Genomic DNA, 14,279 nt, shown 5'->3' with positions numbered 1-14,279 from the left:
AGCCCGTCGGAGCCGTTTTATACGCTCCGACGGGCCAAGATTCCAGGGGCCGCCACCCGGCGGTTCGCTCACGCGAACACCTCCCGCGCCACCGTCCCCGCCACGTCCGTCAGGCGGAAGTCGCGGCCGGCGTAGCGGTACGTCAGCCGCTCGTGGTCGATCCCCATCAGCGCCAGCAGCGTCGCGTGCAGGTCGTTCGTGTGCATCCGCCCCTCCACCGCGCGGATGCCGTACTCGTCCGTCGCCCCGTAGGTGAACCCCGGCTTCACGCCCGCACCCGCCAGGAACATCGGGTAGCCGGTGATGTTGTGGTCGCGGCCGTCCACGCCCTGCGCCGTCGGGAGGCGGCCGAACTCACTGCCGAACAGCACCAGCGTGTCGGCCAGCAGTCCGCGCCGCTCCAGGTCGTTCAGCAGCGCCGCGGTCGCACGGTCCACCGAGCGGCAGCGGTCGATCAGGCCGGCGTGCAGGTTGTTGTGGTGGTCCCAACCCGGCTGGCAGATCTCCACGAACCGCACCCCCGCCTCGCACAGCCGGCGCGCCATCAGGCACTGCCGGGCGAACGACTGGTTCGGGGCGTCCGTCGCGCCGTACTCCTCGCGCACCCGCAGCGGCTCCTTCGACAGGTCGAGCAGCTCCGGCACCTTCCCCTGCATCCGGAACGCCAGCTCGAACGACTCGATGACGCCGTCCACCGCGTCCGGGGCGCCGGGGGCCGCGGCCAGGTCGCGGTTCATCCCCTGAATCAGGTCGAGCTGGCGGCGCTGCAGCCCGGCCGCGGTCGCGGGGCGGAGGTTCGGCAACGCGCCGCGGTCGTCGATGCGCGTGCCCTGGAAGTGGGCCGGCAGGAAGGCGCTGCCGAAGTTCACGGCCCCGCCGAAGTTCGGCGGCGGGTTGATGGTGACGTACCCGGGCAGGTCGGCGTTGTCGGTGCCGAGGCCGTACAGCAGCCACGCCCCGATGCTGGGGCGGGTGAGGGCGGCGTTGGCGCTGCCGGTGTGCAGCTGCACCACCGCCTGCGGGTGCGCCGGCGTGTCGGTATGGAGGCCGCGGAGCCAGCACAGCTTGTCCGCGTGGCGGGCCAGGTTCGGCAACAGCTCCGAGAACCACGAGCCGGTCTGGCCGTGCTGCGCGAAGCGGAACTTCGGCGCCGTGAGGGTGCCGCCGCCGGGGCCGGGCTTGCCGTCGTCGGCGAACAGCTTGGGCTTGTACTCGACCGTGTCGTGCTGACTCATCGAGCCGTTCATGTGGACGAAGATGAGCTTCTTCGCCTTCGCGGGGAAGTGCGGCGCCTTCGGCGCGAGCGGGTGCGCGGCGGCCGGCGGGCGGGCCTTCGCCTGCTGGTCGAGGAGGCCGGCCAGGGCGACGAGGCCGAACCCGGCGCTGGCTTGTTTGAGGGCGGCGCGGCGGCTGATCGGGGGCATGGGTCTTCCGTGGTTCGTGGATCGCCCACCGAGCCGGGGCGTCAGCCCCCGGAGTCTTCGGCGCGCGTGATTCGTCTGGGGACGGCTCCGGGGGCTGACGCCCCCGGCTCAGGGGCGGTTACTTCACGTACCGGAACTCCGCGCTGCCGTAGAGCGCCTGCGTCAGCGCCAGCCACGCGGCGGTACGGGAGTCGCGCGGGCGGACCACGTCCTCGGTCACCGCCTCGCCGGTCTGGTCGATCTGGTCGGGGTCGATCACCTCGGGCGTGGGCCCCTTCGGCCGCGGCGCCGCCGGCCGCGGCACCGCCGGCAGCGGCCGCGGCTCGGCCCGGTACGCCGACTCGTACTCGCCCACGAAGCCCAACGCCCGCTCCACCTCCGCCTGCGACGGCGACCGGCCGAGCGTCAGGCGGTACGCCGTCGTCACGCGCTCGGCGTCGTCGGTCGTCGCGGCCAGCAGCCGGTCGGCGAGGGCTAGCGCGTTGCGGCGCACGAACGGCGAGTTCAGCAGGAACAGCGCCTGACCCGGCACCGTCGTCGTGTCGCGCTTCACGGTCACGAGCGTCTGGTCGGCGGGGTCGAAGACTTCGAGCGCCTTCGGCGTCACGCCGCGGAGCAGCGGGAGGTACACGCTCCGCACGCGGCTCCGGTCCGCGGCCTCGTGAACGCCCTTCGCCTCGGGGCCGTTGTCGCGCATCTCGATCATCTTCAGCGCCCGCGCCGGCGAGCCCTCGGGGCGGCTCCGGTCGAGCGTGCCGGCGCTGGCCAGCACCGCGTCGCGCAACTCCTCGGCTTCCAGGCGGCGCGGCGTGTGGCGCCACAGCAGCACGTTGCCGGGGTCGGCCGTGCGGTGGGCCGGCGTCGCCTCGGAACTCAGCCCGTAGGCGCGGGTCAGCACCAGCGTCCGCACCAGCCGCTTCAGCGACCAGCCGTCGCGGACGAAGCGGCCGGCGAGATGGTCGAGTAGCTCGGGGTGCGAGGGCGTGTCGCCCATGACGCCGAAGTTGTCGGGCGTGTTCACGAGGCCGCGGCCGAACAGGTGGAGCCACACGCGGTTGACGGCGACGCGGGCCGTCAGCGGGTTGTTCGGGCTCACGAGCCAGTCGGCCAGCTCGCGGCGGCCGCTCTCCGTCGCGGTCACGGCCGCGGCACCGGGCACGGGGAACGCCGTGAGGAAGCCGCGCGGCACGACGGGGCCGCGCTTCTCGGCCTCGCCGCGGAGCCGCACCTCGGTGTCGGCCACCTTTCCCTCGCGGGCGCCGTGGACGGCGTAGCCGCGGGCAGCGGGGTCGGTCAGCGCCTGGTAGTCGGCCTGGGCCTTCTCGAACTTCAGCCGGAACGGCCGCTGCGTCGGCTGCCCGTCGGCGGCCTTCTTCAGCCCCTCGGGCGTGCCGCGGATCGCGTCCCACGCCTTCTTGTGGGTGTCGAGTTCGGCCTTCGCCTTCGCCAGAACGGCCGGCGGCGCCGCCGGCCCCTCGCCGGAGAGGCGCACGAGCCCGTCCGGGGCGTAGTAGTCGAGCCCGCCGCCGCCCATCTTGTTCCGCACGCCGGCGGTCGCGTCGGTGCTGGTGAAGATGCCGGCCAGCGCGTAGTAGTCGGTGGTCGGGATGGGGTCGAACTTGTGGTCGTGGCAGCGGGCGCAGCTGACCGTCAGGCCGATCGTCGAGCGGGTGACGGCGTCGATCTGCTCGTCCACGTTGTCCATCTCGAAGCGGACCTTGAACCGCTGGTTCACGTCCTTCACGCCGAGGGCGAGGAAGCCGGTGGCGGTGCGGAGGCGGTCGCGCTCGGCGTCGGTGGCGGCCGCCAGCAGGTCGCCGGCCAGTTGCTCGCGGACGAAGCGGTCGAACGGCACGTCGGCGTTGACGGCGTCGATGACGTAGTCGCGGTACCGCCAGGCGTGCGGGTACGGGATGTTGCGGCTCGGCCCGGTGCTCTCGCCGTAGCGGGCGGCGTCGAGCCAGTGCCGGCCCCAGCGCTCGCCGAACGCCGGCGCCGCGAGCAGCCGATCGACGAGCGCGGGGAGCGACGGGTCGCGGACGAAGGCGTCCACCTCCGCGGGCGTCGGCGGCAGACCCGTCAGGTCGAACGTGACGCGGCGGACGAGCGTGACGGGGTCGGCGTCGCCGACCGGCTTCAACCCCTTGGCGTCGAGCGCGGCGAGGACGAAGCGGTCGATGTCGTCGCGCGGCCAGGCGGCGTCCGTCACCGCGGGGACGGGTGCGTTTGCGACGGGCTTGAACGCCCAGTGCTCGGCGCGGAGCTTGTCGTAGCCGGGGCGGCCCTTGCCGAGCGTCGCCGGCACGCGGACCGCCGGCCACACGGCGCCGTCCTTCACCCACTGCGTCAGGTCGGCGATCTGGGCGGGGCTGAGCTTCTCGCCCTCGGCCGGCATCTGCTTCTTGGCGTCGTGGGCGACGCGCTTCAGCAGCAGGCTCTTTTCCGGCTGCCCGGGCACGACCGCGGGGCCGCCGTTGCCGCCCGTCAGCAGGCCGTGGTGGTCGTCCACGCGGAGGTTGCCGGCGGGCTTGGTGTCGGCCGAGTGGCACTGGTTGCAGTGGCCGACCAGGACCGGGCGGACCTTCTTCTCGAAGAACTCGAGCTTGGCGGCGTCCGGCGGCGCGGCGCCGGCGACGCCGGCGGTTGCGAGCAGCCCGAGGAGCGACAGGCGCATGGGGTGAACCCGGGGGTACTCACGTTCTTGCGTCATAGTCTCCACGATGGCGGGCGAGGGGGCAAGCGCGTTCCGCCGCTTACGGCGTGGCGCTTGCGTGTGCTGAGCCGGCGTGGGGACAGGTCGAATCGGCCGCCGAGCTCGGCCTGTCTGCCGGGCTCCCGAATTTTCTTGCGATCGTCATTACCAGTCGGTACGCTCCAGCGGACGGCCGGTGCCCGCCGCGGAGCCGTACCGGGGATTCACCCACTCGCGGCGAGTACGCCGAAACACTGTTCGGCCACAGAAGGTGCCGATGGCACGTGTGACGATACGCGGAGCCGATCTCTACTTCGAGGAACACGGCACCGGGGCGGAGGTGATCGTCTTCGCCCACGGTTGTCTGCTCAACTGCCGCCAGTTCGACGCGCAACTGGCCGCCTTCCGCGGTCGCTACCGCTGTATCGCCTTCGACTTCCGAGGCCAGGGGCGGAGCCAGGTCACGCGGCGAGGCTACGACATGGATAGCCTCACCGAAGACGCGGCCGGCTTGATCCGGGCGCTGGGCGGTGCCCCATGCCACTTCGTCGGTAGCTCGATGGGCGGGTTCGTCGGCATGCGGTTGGCCGTCCGGCACGCCGAGCTGTTGCGCTCCCTGGTGCTCGTGGGGTCCTCCGCCTCCCCGGAGCCGAGCCCATGGCGCTTCCGCCTGATGAGTTGGGCCGCCCGGCTTCTGGGCGTCCGGGCTGTCACCCCCGGAGTCATGCCGGTGCAGTTCGGGCCGCACTTCCTCCGTGACCCGCGACGGGACGACGAACGCCGGGCCTGGTTCGAGCGGATCGCCACCGCGAGCCGCGCCGGGGCGGTCCGCTCGGCCGGCGGAGTCATCTCTCGCCCCGACTTTACGGGACAGCTCGGCCGGGTCCGGGTTCCGACTTTGATCGTCGTGGGCGAGGACGATCGGGCCACGCCTCCCGAAGAAGCACGGCGGATGCACGCTGGCATCGCCGCGTCGGATTTGGTCATAATCCCGCAGGCCGGGCACGCGGTAGTCGTTGAGCAGCCCGCGGCCGTTAATCAGGCCGTTCAGCGGTTTCTGGAGCGTAACTGCGACCGCAACCGGGGTGGTGTAAGCGAGGCCGAACCACACGCTACAGCAGACCGCGGCCTCATCAGCGAGTAGCATCTGGGTAGCGCCAGCGGCCGCGACTGCTGAGCTGGGTGTTCGGCCACGAGCGGAGCGGGGGCGAGCCATGCCCGATACGGAGGGCTGAACACGGGGTGGTCGCTCACCGAGAGTGCGCCGCCCCACGAGAGCACGCCGGTGCGCGGACGGCGGGCTCGCTCACTCAACCGAAAAGGACGGACCATGAAAAGTGTGCTGGCGCTGGCGGTCGGGGTGGCCGCGTCTCTCACGTGGGCTGCCCCCTCCCGGACGCATGCGACCCAAGACAATCCCGAGAAGGGCCGGAAGACGGAGTGGGACGGGTACCACACGTGGCACCGCCTCACGAAGGGCCGGGCGATCACGGGCGACCCGACCGGGTTCCTGGGGAACAAGGAGTTCGAGAAGGGCTACCGCGAGGTGTACGTGAACGCGGCGGGCGCGGCGGTGAGCCAGGGTCAGTCGCCCTACCTCTACCCGGCGGGGACGGTCATCGTCCGTGAGGTCTACGCGGACAAGAAAGCCTGGGAGGAGAAGAAGACCCCGGCCCTGACCATCAGCATCAAGCTGAAGGCGGGTGCCGCGCCGGAATCGAAGGACTGGGAGTACGTGCTCATCCCGCCGGGGGAAAAGGAACAGCGCGGGCGTGGGAACTCCGAGACGGGGCAGTTCTGCACCAAGTGCCACCTCAACGCAAAAGCGAGCAACGACTATCACTTCACCAACGCGTCGTTCTTCGAGGGCCTGAAGAAGAAGAACTGACGCGCCGTGCCCGCGGGCCGGAGACCCCGCCGAGCCCCGCGTCGCACCCGCCCGCGGCAGGTGAGCCCAGCGCAGGCGCTGGGCTTCGAAGCCCGGCCTGATCGCGTCAGTTCACCGCCCGCGGGGCGGGGGCCAGCGGCGGCGCCGTGATGAACCGCGCCAGGTCCTCCTTCAGCCGCTGGTGCGACTCGCGGACGGTGTACATCATGTGCCCGCCGTCGTAGTACCCGAACGACACCCGTCCCTGCAACTCGGCCGGGCCGCCCAGGTTCGCCAGCGAGTACCGCGCCGCCGCGTACGGCGTCGCCAGGTCGCAGTACCCGCACGCCACGAACACCCGCAGCTTCGCGTCCGCCTCCATCGCCTCCCGCAGCCGCGGCACCACCGTCGCCTTGCCGCGCGACGGGCCGAAGTTCCACCGCACCGGCACCAGCGAGTTGTACTTCAGCTCCGTCTTGATCCCCAGGTCGCCCGTCAGGTACGTGTTCAGGCACTCGGCCAGCGGCGGCGACGTGAGCGCGCTGCTCGGGTCGCCGAACCCGCCCTTCCCGCCGGTCACCAGCTTCGCCTTCACCCGCGCGTCGTACCGGCCGATCAGCTCCTGGCTGTCGCGCAGCAGCTCGGCCCGGAACGCACTGGCGCTCACCCGCAGGTTCGCCTTCAACACGACCGCCTCGCTCAGCCCCGAGAAGCGCGCCACCTGCTTCGCCACCGCCGCCTTCTCGTCGTCGGGCAGGTCCTTCCCCTTCTTCAGCGCCGCGGCGTACTCGCCGTGCGCGAACTTCTCCGCCGCCGCCAGCAGCGCGTCGCGGTCGCCGGTGATCTTGCGGTGGTGCAGCGCCGCGGCGGTGTACGCCGGCAGGAACAGCACGTTCGGCAGGGGGTTGTCGGGGCCGAACGAGATGGTGGCGTAGTCGAGCACCGTCGAGATGAGGAGCACGCCGGCGAGGCTCACGCCGCCGCGCTCCTGCAGGTACTTCGCCAGCGCCGCGGCCCGCAGCGTGCCGTAGCTCTCGCCGGCGAGGTACGCCGGCGACGCCTTGCGGTCGTAGCGGTCGGCGTAGGCGCGGATGAAGTCGCCGACCGAGTGCGCGTCCTCGTCGATGCCGTGGAACAGTTTCGCCTCCTCGGCCTTCTCGGCCCGGCTGTAGCCGGTGCTGACGGGGTCCACGAACACCAGGTCGGACACGTCGAGGATCGAGTTGTAGTTGTCCACGAGCGTGGCGGGCTTGGGGACGGTGGTGCCGTCGTCGCCCATCGAGACGCAGCGGGGGCCGAACGCGGCGAGGTGGACGAACGACGACGACGCGCCGGGGCCGCCGTTGAAGCAGTACGTGACCGGCCGGGCGGCGGCCGGCGTGTCGGTCTTGCGGGTGTAGGCGACGAAGAAGACGCCGGCCTCGGCCTTGCCGGTCTTGTCGGCGACCTTGAGCCGGCCGGTGGTGACGGTGTAGTCCACCTTCTGCCGGCCGATGGTGGCGGAGCGCGCGACCTGCACCGCGGGCGCGTCCGGCGGCGGCGGGTCGGCCCAGGCGGCGGGGGCGGCGGCGAGCGCGACGAGGGCGAGCGCCCCCCCGAGGCAGCGGAACGGGTACGGCGGCATGGCAGCTCTCCTCGCGGGCGCCGGGGCGGCGGCCGGGACACGGGACCGGAGAGGGGTGGATGGATGCGGGAAAGTGTAGCCGCGGGGCGGGCCGCGCACAAGGAGCCGGGGCCCGCCCGCCCGGGGCGCGCGCCCCGGGCGAACGGCGACGGCCGCTACCGCAGCACTTCGAGCCGGATGTCCTTGAAGCGCACCTCCGTCGGCCCGCCGCTGTGGACCTGGAGGCCGATCACGCCGCGGCGCGACAGCTGCGCGTCGGTGTAGTCGCACACCAGCTGCCCGTTGATCCAGATCTTCACGGTCGCGCCCTTCGCCTCCACCACGTAGTCGTTCCACTCGTCGGCCTTCACGTGCTGCTCGCCGCCCTCCTTCGCCAGCAGGCCGCGGCCGCTCTCCTCGTACAGCTTCCCCCACCAGCCGGCGCCGACGTCGGCCTGCGGGCCGCGCATCTCGCCGTCCGGCAGCGGCTCGCTGCGGAACTGGATGCCGCTGTTCTCCCGGTTCGGCGTCAGCTTCACCTTCACGCTCAGCCTGAAGTCGGTCACCGCCAGCGACGACTTCAGGAACGTGTTCCGCTTCAGCCCCGTCGCCGTCTTGCCGACGATCTCGCCGTTCTGCACGCTCCACACGTCCTTGTCGCCGTCCCAGCCGGTGAGGTCCTTGCCGTTGAACACGTCCTTCACGTTGTCGGCCGTCGCCAGCATCGGCACCTGGTTCGGCGCCTGCAGGTACGCCATCAGCGACCGCACCTCGAACTCGGTGGTGTTCTTCGTGATGTCGTCCGGCATCATCGACAGCGCCGACGGCGCCCGCTTCTCGATGTCGGCGGCCGGGATGGTCAGCGTCTCGTTCTCGGTGAGTACGGTGACGGCGTTCGGCGTCTGCCCCTTGAGGATGCCGGTGACGACGCGGCCGTCGGCGAGGTTGAACCGCGTCGCGGCGTACTCGTTCGGGATGACGGCGCTCGGGTCGAAGACGTTCTCAAGCAGGTAGTCGAGGTTGGCGCGGTTCGACCCGGTGATGTCCGGCCCGACCTTGCCGCCGACGCCGTAGAGGGTGTGGCACTGCTGACACGTCTTGGCGAACACGGCCCGGCCGAGGTTCAGGTCGGGGGCGGTGCGCGCCGGCGTCGTCAGCTTCGCGCGCCACTCGGCGATGAGTTTGAGCCGGTCGGCGGGCGTGGCGCGGACGACGCCCCACAGCTTGCCGATCTGCTCGTCCACGCCGGCGTCCTGCAGGTTGCGGAGCTGGCGCACCGTCTCGGCGGTCACGTCGGCGACGGGCACGCGCTTGTCGGCGACGGCCGCCATCAGCGCCTTGCCGTAGGCGGTGCGGGCCGAGAGCGTGGCCAGTGCGTCCCGCTTCTCGGCGGGCGTGTACGAGCCGTACCCGCCGAGGATCACGCCGGGGGTCTTCTCGTCGTCGAACGATGCGAGGCCGCGGATGGCCGCGCCGCGGAGCGCGGTCTCCTGCACCAGCGTGTGAAGCACGGGCGGGAGCTCGGCGTCGCGCGCATCGACGAGCGAAGTCAGCGCCGAGGTGCGGGCGCCGGCGTCGGCCTTCGCGTCGGCCACGACTCGGCGCAGCGCCGCGAACGCCTTCTTGTCGCCGAACACCACGGCGAGCGCCTGTGCCTGGCTGCGCACGTCGGGGCTCTCCGACTTCAGCAGCGCCGGGAACGCCGCCTCCCACTCGCGCGGCATCGGGTACTGGCGCTTCCCCTTGAGCCCGTCCTGGAGGCCGCGCAGCAGCGCGAGCTGCTTGGTGGCATCGTTCGACTCGCCGGCCGACTTCACCAGCAGGTCGATGGCGTCGGGCGTGCCCGTCGCGCCGATGCGGCGGGCCATCAGCGGCAGGAGTTGCGGCAGCTTGGCGTCGGCGGCGAGCATGAGGGCGCGCGGCGCGTCCACCTCGGCGAGCGGCTCCATCGCGTACCAGTACAGGTGCGGCAGGTTGTGGTCGGTCGCGTCCTCGGGGAACGCGGTCAGCGCCTCGACGATCTTCCACCGGTCGGCCGCGCGGAACTGCTGGGCGAGCGACGCCTGGAAGCGCCGGGAGACGGGCGACGGCATCGCGCGGGCGGCGGCGGCAAGCGTGTCCGCGTGCTCCTGGGCGTTAAACATGTGCAGCGCGTAGTGCTCGTGCATCATCCGTGACGCCCACGACCGGACGTGCGGGTCGGCGTCCTTCCACAGCGCCTGGGAGTTGAGGCTGGTCAACTTCCCGCACGCCGCCAGCGTCCACAGGGCGTTGAGGCGGCGGAGCGGGTCGGGGTGGGTCAGCATCGCGGCCAGCGCGCCCTCGGCCTTGGCGTCGCGGAGGCCGCGCTCCTGAAGGACGCGCCGCGCGTGGCGGACGTACCACACGTTCTCGTGCAGCTGGAGCTTCACCAGCTCCTCGTCGCTCAGCTTCTTCAGGTCGAGGCCGGCGACGGTCTTCGTGCCCTTGTAGCTGATCTTGTAGATGCGGCCGTTGGTGCGGTCCCAAATCTCCGGCTCGTTGCGGTGGCAAATCTGCTTGTCGTACCAGTCGATGGCGAAGGCGTTGCCGTCCGGGCCGCTGCGCAGGTTCACCAGCATCGACCACTTGTCGTTGGTCTTCAGGAAGTCCGGGTTGCGGTCGGCGACGTAGCCGCTCCCCTTCGGCGTCAGCACGTCCACGTTGATGCGGTGGCCGTGCAGGTTCCCCATGAACAGCTTGCCGTGGTACTCCTTCGGCCAGTGGCCGCCCTGGTAACACATCAGGCCGCTGTGCGCGTGGCCGCCGCCGACCGCGTCGCTCACGTTGTTCCCGGCGTGCGGCGTCGCGCCCTGGTAGTGGCGGTGCAGGGCGATCGTCGGGATGTCGGTGAACGTGAACGGGTTGAAGTGTTGCCCGCCCTGCCGGTGGTAGCGCGCACCCTGGATGATGTGCCACATGTGCGGGATCACGCACGCCTCGACGAAGAACTCGCCGTGCGCGTTGTAGTCCAGGCCCCACGGGTTCGACGTGCCGTGCGCGAACACCTCGAACACGTGCCGCGTCGGGTGGTAGCGCCACACCCCGGCGTTGATCGGCGTGCGGTCCTTGTCCGGCGTGCCCGGGACGCCGACGCGGCTGTGCGTGAACACGCCGTGGCATCCGTACAGCCAGCCGTCCGGCCCCCACACGAAGGTGTTGAGCGTCTCGTGCGTGTCCTGGTAGCCCCAGCCGTCGAGGAGGATGCGTGGCTCGCCGGCCTTGTCCGTCGCCTCGTCGTGCGGGATGAACAGGAAGTACGGCGCCGCGCCGACCCACACGCCGCCGAAGCCGACTTCGAGCCCGCTGACGAGGTTCAGCCCCTCCATGAACACCGTCTTCTTGTCGAACTTCCCGTCGCCGTCGGCGTCCTCGAAGATCAGGATGCGGTCGCCGAGCTTCTTCTGCGCCTCGGGCAGCACCGGCCCGGGATGCGGGTTCCGCTTCGGGTAGGTGAACGCCTCCGCGACCCACATCCGGCCGCGGTCGTCGAAGCAGAACGCGATCGGCTGGTGAACGTCCGGCTCGCCCGCGAACAGCGTGACGCTGAAGCCGGGGGGCACGGTCATCGCCTTCGCCGCGGCCTCGGGCGCCAGCCCGGCGTGCGCCACAACGTCCTGCTTCGCGGGCGGCGCCTTCTGCGGCCGCGCGGCGAACTTCGGCTGCGCCGCGTGGAAGCGGAAGTCGTCGAAGTTGACGTGCCCCCAGTGCCCGGTGTGCCGGTCCACGACGCGGACCTGGATGTCCTTCCCCTGCACCTTCGCCAGGTCCACGACGACGCGGCGCAGGTCTTCCTCCTCCAGGCCGGCGGCGCGGAAGAAGACGGCCTTCGTGGCCACGTCCACCAGCTCGACGCACGTTTCGAGCTGGTGCGGCCCGCCGCCGACGAGGAAGCTGGCCCACGGGTGCGTCACCTTGAACGGGGCGCTGGTGAGCGTGCCGGTCCCCTTGTCGCCGTGCTTCTCGTAGCCGCCGACCCAGAACTGCCCCTGGTGGCGGCTCTTCATGTCGCCGCGGCGGGCGGCGACGGTGTCGCCCTTGATCGGCTGGTCGCGGAAGGCCGTGCCCTCGGCGGTCCAGTCCTGGAGAGTGCCGGTCTCGAAGTCGAGGTTGAGGGGCCGGCCGTCGGCGGCGGCGGGGAGCACGCCGGCGTCGGCGGGCGGCTGGGCGGGGGCGACGAGGGCGAGGGAGAGGATCGCCGGGAACATGGGGGGTCTCGCGTGGGGGCGGCGGGCGGGCGCCACGCTCCCAGCGTACCGCGGGGCGTGCGGGGTGGCGACCCCGCGTCACGAGTACAATGGCGGCGGGTTCCGAGTCGCCGGGCGAGACGCCATGCCACTTCACGACTGGGCCGCGCTGACGGGGTGGGACGGCGTCCACCAGGTGTGGGGCGTCGAACTGCTGTACGCCCTCAAGCCGCTCCTGCCGCCGGCCTACCGCGCCTACATCGGCACCACCCCCACCTTCGCCATCGGTGGCCCGGACGACGGGCGGCCGGACGTCGGCGTTCGCGACTGGCCGCCCGGCGGGCCGACGAGCGCACCGGCGCCCGACGGCCCCGAGCCGGACGAGGAGGTCGCCGTCGCCACCCTCGCGGCCGACACCGCCGTGCTCGTCGAGCGGGCCGGCCGGCTGGTCGCGGCGATCGAACTCGTGTCGCCGCGGAACAAGGACCGGCTGTCGGCGCAGGGGGCGTATGCCGCGGCCTACGCCGGGTACTTGCTGCGCGGCGTTCACCTGCTGCTGGTCGATGTCCACCGCCGCCCGGCCGGGTTCTCGTTCGCCGACGAGGTGGCGCGGGCACTCGCGCTGGCGCAGCCGGCGGTGGCGGCGCCGTTCGCGGTCGGCTACCGGGTCGGCGGGCCGGCGCCCGGCGGTGGGCGGTTCCTGGCGGTGTGGCGGCGGCCGCTGGCCGTCGGCGACCCGCTGCCGCCGATGCGCCTGCCGCTGTCGGCCGACGAGTCGGTGGTGGTCGATTTGGAGGGGACGTACCGCCGCGCCACCGAGGCGGCGTACCTCGGGTAGCCGTCACCCCTTCGCGTACTTCGGCTGGTACAGCGGTACCGCGAAGTCGCCCGGCACCTTCACGAACGTCACCAGCCCGTACCCGTGGTCCGCCACCGGGCCGGAATGAGTGCGCCTACCCACGCCCGCCGCGGGTTCGTACCTCATCCCAGACCGCCGGCCGCCGCCGGCCCACCCCGGACCGCCGCCTCATGGCCCACCCGACGACCGCCCCGCGCCCCGGCGTCACCGTCGTGGTGCCGACGCACGACGCCGCCGACAAGCTCGAAAAGATGCTGCCGGCGTGGGGCGCCGTCCTCGCCCGCGCCAAGCGGCCGTACGAAATCCTGGTCGTGGACGACGGCAGCACCGACCGCACGCCGGCCGTGGTGGAGGCGATGGCCGCCGGCCGCGTGTCCCACGTCCGCGGGCTCCGCCACGACGCCCGCAAGGGCTTCGGCGCCTGCCTCCGCACGGCGCTGGCCGAGGCCCACCAGCCGCTGCTGTGCTACGTCTCGCCCGACTACCCGTTCACGCCGCACGACCTGTTCGGCATGCTCGACCGCATCGAGCTGCGCGACGAGATCCTCGGCAAGCAGGCGGACCTGATCAGCGGCGCCCGCCGCGGCCGCCGCGCCCCGCTGCTGGCGCAGGCCGCGAGCTGGCTGTGGCGCGGCTTCTGGCGGCTGTTCGCCGGCATGCGAATGGAGCCGCCGGAGGTGTGGCCCGGCTACCGCAACCGGGTGTACGGCGTGTTCGTCGGCTGGTTCTTCGGCGTGCCGATGGTCGACGTGGGGAGCCCGTTCAAGCTGTTCCGCACCGACTTCCTGCGGCGGGTGCCGATCCAGTCGGACGGCGACTTCGTGCACACCGAGCTGGTGGCGAAGGCGACGTTCCTGACGAGCATCATGGACGAGGTGCCGCTGACCCCGCAGCCGGACGCGCCGGTGCCGCGCGGCGACTTCTTCTGGCGCGAGCTGTTCGCGGTGTTCTCGAACCCGCAGTTCGCGCACCCGCCGGCGCCCGCCGCGCCGCCGGCGCCCGCCGTGTCGCCGGCCTGACCGGCTCTCACGTCACCGCCCCGCGGACGCCGACGTACCCGCGAGCACCACGAGCGTGGCCACGGCGCACGCCCGCGCGACCGCGCCACGACACACGTCAGCAGGCCGGCCCGATTCCGTCAGGGGTGCGGCACCATCCGCGTGAACGGGGGGACGAACGCCTGCCGCGCCGTCACGCCGTCGGCCGTCGGAGGTAAGCCACGACGGTGCCGTACACCAGCCCCGCCACCCCGGCCGGCGTCGCGTGGCCCACGGTGCAGTCGCGGCCCAGCTTGCTCGACCAGCGGCCGCCCGCCACCTGCCGGGCCACGTGCGTCGGCACCCCGGCCCGTGCGTACACCGCCGCCTTCTCGAACCCCGGCTCGTACCCGCCGTCGGCGCACGGCACGTAGCCCACCGTTCCCAGCGCGGCGACGAACGCCGCTACGGTCAGCTCGTCCGGCGCTCCCGGCGGCCAGTACCCGTCCGGGTCGGCCGGCCACCACAGCACGTCGGTCACGCCCGCGGCCCACGCCACGCAGTTGTACGCCGGGTCGGCCGGGTGGGTGACGGCGCCGCCGTCGGCGTCCAGGTCCGGGAAGGCGGCCTGAAGAAGGGGCGAGAGCATGGG

At 72.3% G+C, this 14,279-nt stretch carries 10 protein-coding genes; 4 read left to right on the top strand and 6 right to left on the bottom strand.

The genetic code is table 11. From position 1 onward, the window contains the following. Positions 1 to 68: 68 nt before the first annotated feature. Both ETAA1_RS30145 and ETAA1_RS30140 read right to left on the bottom strand, forming a co-directional pair. Complete coding sequence (locus ETAA1_RS30145; RefSeq protein ID WP_145244313.1) at positions 69 to 1,424, bottom strand: DUF1501 domain-containing protein; 1,356 nt, start codon at positions 1,422 to 1,424, stop codon at positions 69 to 71. A 118-nt stretch (positions 1,425 to 1,542) separates the two neighbouring features. Next, on the bottom strand, positions 1,543 to 4,098 hold the full coding sequence (locus tag ETAA1_RS30140; protein ID WP_145244312.1) for a PSD1 and planctomycete cytochrome C domain-containing protein: 2,556 nt from the start codon (positions 4,096 to 4,098) through the stop codon (positions 1,543 to 1,545). Positions 4,099 to 4,393: 295 nt separating this feature from the next. Between ETAA1_RS30140 and ETAA1_RS30135 the strand changes: the two genes are divergently transcribed. Both ETAA1_RS30135 and ETAA1_RS30130 read left to right on the top strand, forming a co-directional pair. Then, complete coding sequence (locus tag ETAA1_RS30135; RefSeq protein ID WP_145244311.1) at positions 4,394 to 5,260, top strand: alpha/beta fold hydrolase; 867 nt, start codon at positions 4,394 to 4,396, stop codon at positions 5,258 to 5,260. 186 nt (positions 5,261 to 5,446) lie between these two features. Next, positions 5,447 to 6,004, top strand: coding sequence for a cytochrome P460 family protein (locus tag ETAA1_RS30130; protein WP_145244310.1), 558 nt, complete (start codon positions 5,447 to 5,449; stop codon positions 6,002 to 6,004). Between the two features lie 106 nt (positions 6,005 to 6,110). Here ETAA1_RS30130 and ETAA1_RS30125 read toward each other — a convergent pair whose 3' ends face one another. Together ETAA1_RS30125 and ETAA1_RS30120 are read right to left on the bottom strand one after the other, a co-directional pair. Then, positions 6,111 to 7,607 carry a S10 family peptidase gene (locus ETAA1_RS30125; RefSeq protein ID WP_145244309.1) on the bottom strand — a complete coding sequence of 499 codons (1,497 nt, stop codon included), beginning with the start codon at positions 7,605 to 7,607 and terminating at the stop codon, positions 6,111 to 6,113. Between the two features lie 155 nt (positions 7,608 to 7,762). After that, positions 7,763 to 11,812, bottom strand: coding sequence for a PVC-type heme-binding CxxCH protein (locus ETAA1_RS30120; protein WP_145244308.1), 4,050 nt, complete (start codon positions 11,810 to 11,812; stop codon positions 7,763 to 7,765). A gap of 124 nt (positions 11,813 to 11,936) precedes the next feature. Between ETAA1_RS30120 and ETAA1_RS30115 the strand changes: the two genes are divergently transcribed. Then, positions 11,937 to 12,629 carry a DUF4058 family protein gene (locus ETAA1_RS30115; RefSeq protein WP_145244307.1) on the top strand — a complete coding sequence of 231 codons (693 nt, stop codon included), beginning with the start codon at positions 11,937 to 11,939 and terminating at the stop codon, positions 12,627 to 12,629. A 3-nt stretch (positions 12,630 to 12,632) separates the two neighbouring features. Here ETAA1_RS30115 and ETAA1_RS32560 read toward each other — a convergent pair whose 3' ends face one another. Continuing rightward, a complete protein-coding gene (locus ETAA1_RS32560) occupies positions 12,633 to 12,776 on the bottom strand; it encodes a hypothetical protein (protein WP_202920515.1) in 144 nt (47 codons plus the stop codon). Between the two features lie 44 nt (positions 12,777 to 12,820). Here ETAA1_RS32560 and ETAA1_RS30110 point away from each other — a divergent pair, with 44 nt between their 5' ends. Beyond that, positions 12,821 to 13,669, top strand: coding sequence for a glycosyltransferase family 2 protein (locus ETAA1_RS30110; protein WP_145244306.1), 849 nt, complete (start codon positions 12,821 to 12,823; stop codon positions 13,667 to 13,669). Positions 13,670 to 13,841: 172 nt separating this feature from the next. On the opposite strand, the gene ETAA1_RS30105 is transcribed toward ETAA1_RS30110, so the two are convergent. Continuing rightward, complete coding sequence (locus ETAA1_RS30105) at positions 13,842 to 14,276, bottom strand: DUF7689 domain-containing protein (RefSeq protein ID WP_145244305.1); 435 nt, start codon at positions 14,274 to 14,276, stop codon at positions 13,842 to 13,844. Between the last annotated feature and the right edge of the window lie 3 nt (positions 14,277 to 14,279).

This window comes from Urbifossiella limnaea (assembly GCF_007747215.1).
Lineage (GTDB): Bacteria > Planctomycetota > Planctomycetia > Gemmatales > Gemmataceae > Urbifossiella > Urbifossiella limnaea.
The sequence above is the reverse complement of the archived record's forward strand: the minus strand, read 5'-3'. Positions and strand labels throughout refer to the sequence as shown.

Bases quoted from the DNA above. Each gene is read 5' to 3' on its own strand.
- ETAA1_RS32560 (WP_202920515.1), bottom strand. From the start codon at position 12,776: ATGAGGTACGAACCCGCGGCGGGCGTGGGTAGGCGCACTCATTCCGGC.
- ETAA1_RS30105 (WP_145244305.1), bottom strand. From the start codon at position 14,276: ATGCTCTCGCCCCTTCTTCAGGCCGCCTTCCCGGACCTGGACGCCGAC.
- ETAA1_RS30130 (WP_145244310.1), top strand. From the start codon at position 5,447: ATGAAAAGTGTGCTGGCGCTGGCGGTCGGGGTGGCCGCGTCTCTCACG.
- ETAA1_RS30140 (WP_145244312.1), bottom strand. From the start codon at position 4,098: ATGCGCCTGTCGCTCCTCGGGCTGCTCGCAACCGCCGGCGTCGCCGGC.
- ETAA1_RS30115 (WP_145244307.1), top strand. From the start codon at position 11,937: ATGCCACTTCACGACTGGGCCGCGCTGACGGGGTGGGACGGCGTCCAC.
- ETAA1_RS30110 (WP_145244306.1), top strand. From the start codon at position 12,821: ATGGCCCACCCGACGACCGCCCCGCGCCCCGGCGTCACCGTCGTGGTG.
- ETAA1_RS30145 (WP_145244313.1), bottom strand. From the start codon at position 1,424: ATGCCCCCGATCAGCCGCCGCGCCGCCCTCAAACAAGCCAGCGCCGGG.
- ETAA1_RS30120 (WP_145244308.1), bottom strand. From the start codon at position 11,812: ATGTTCCCGGCGATCCTCTCCCTCGCCCTCGTCGCCCCCGCCCAGCCG.
- ETAA1_RS30125 (WP_145244309.1), bottom strand. From the start codon at position 7,607: ATGCCGCCGTACCCGTTCCGCTGCCTCGGGGGGGCGCTCGCCCTCGTC.
- ETAA1_RS30135 (WP_145244311.1), top strand. From the start codon at position 4,394: ATGGCACGTGTGACGATACGCGGAGCCGATCTCTACTTCGAGGAACAC.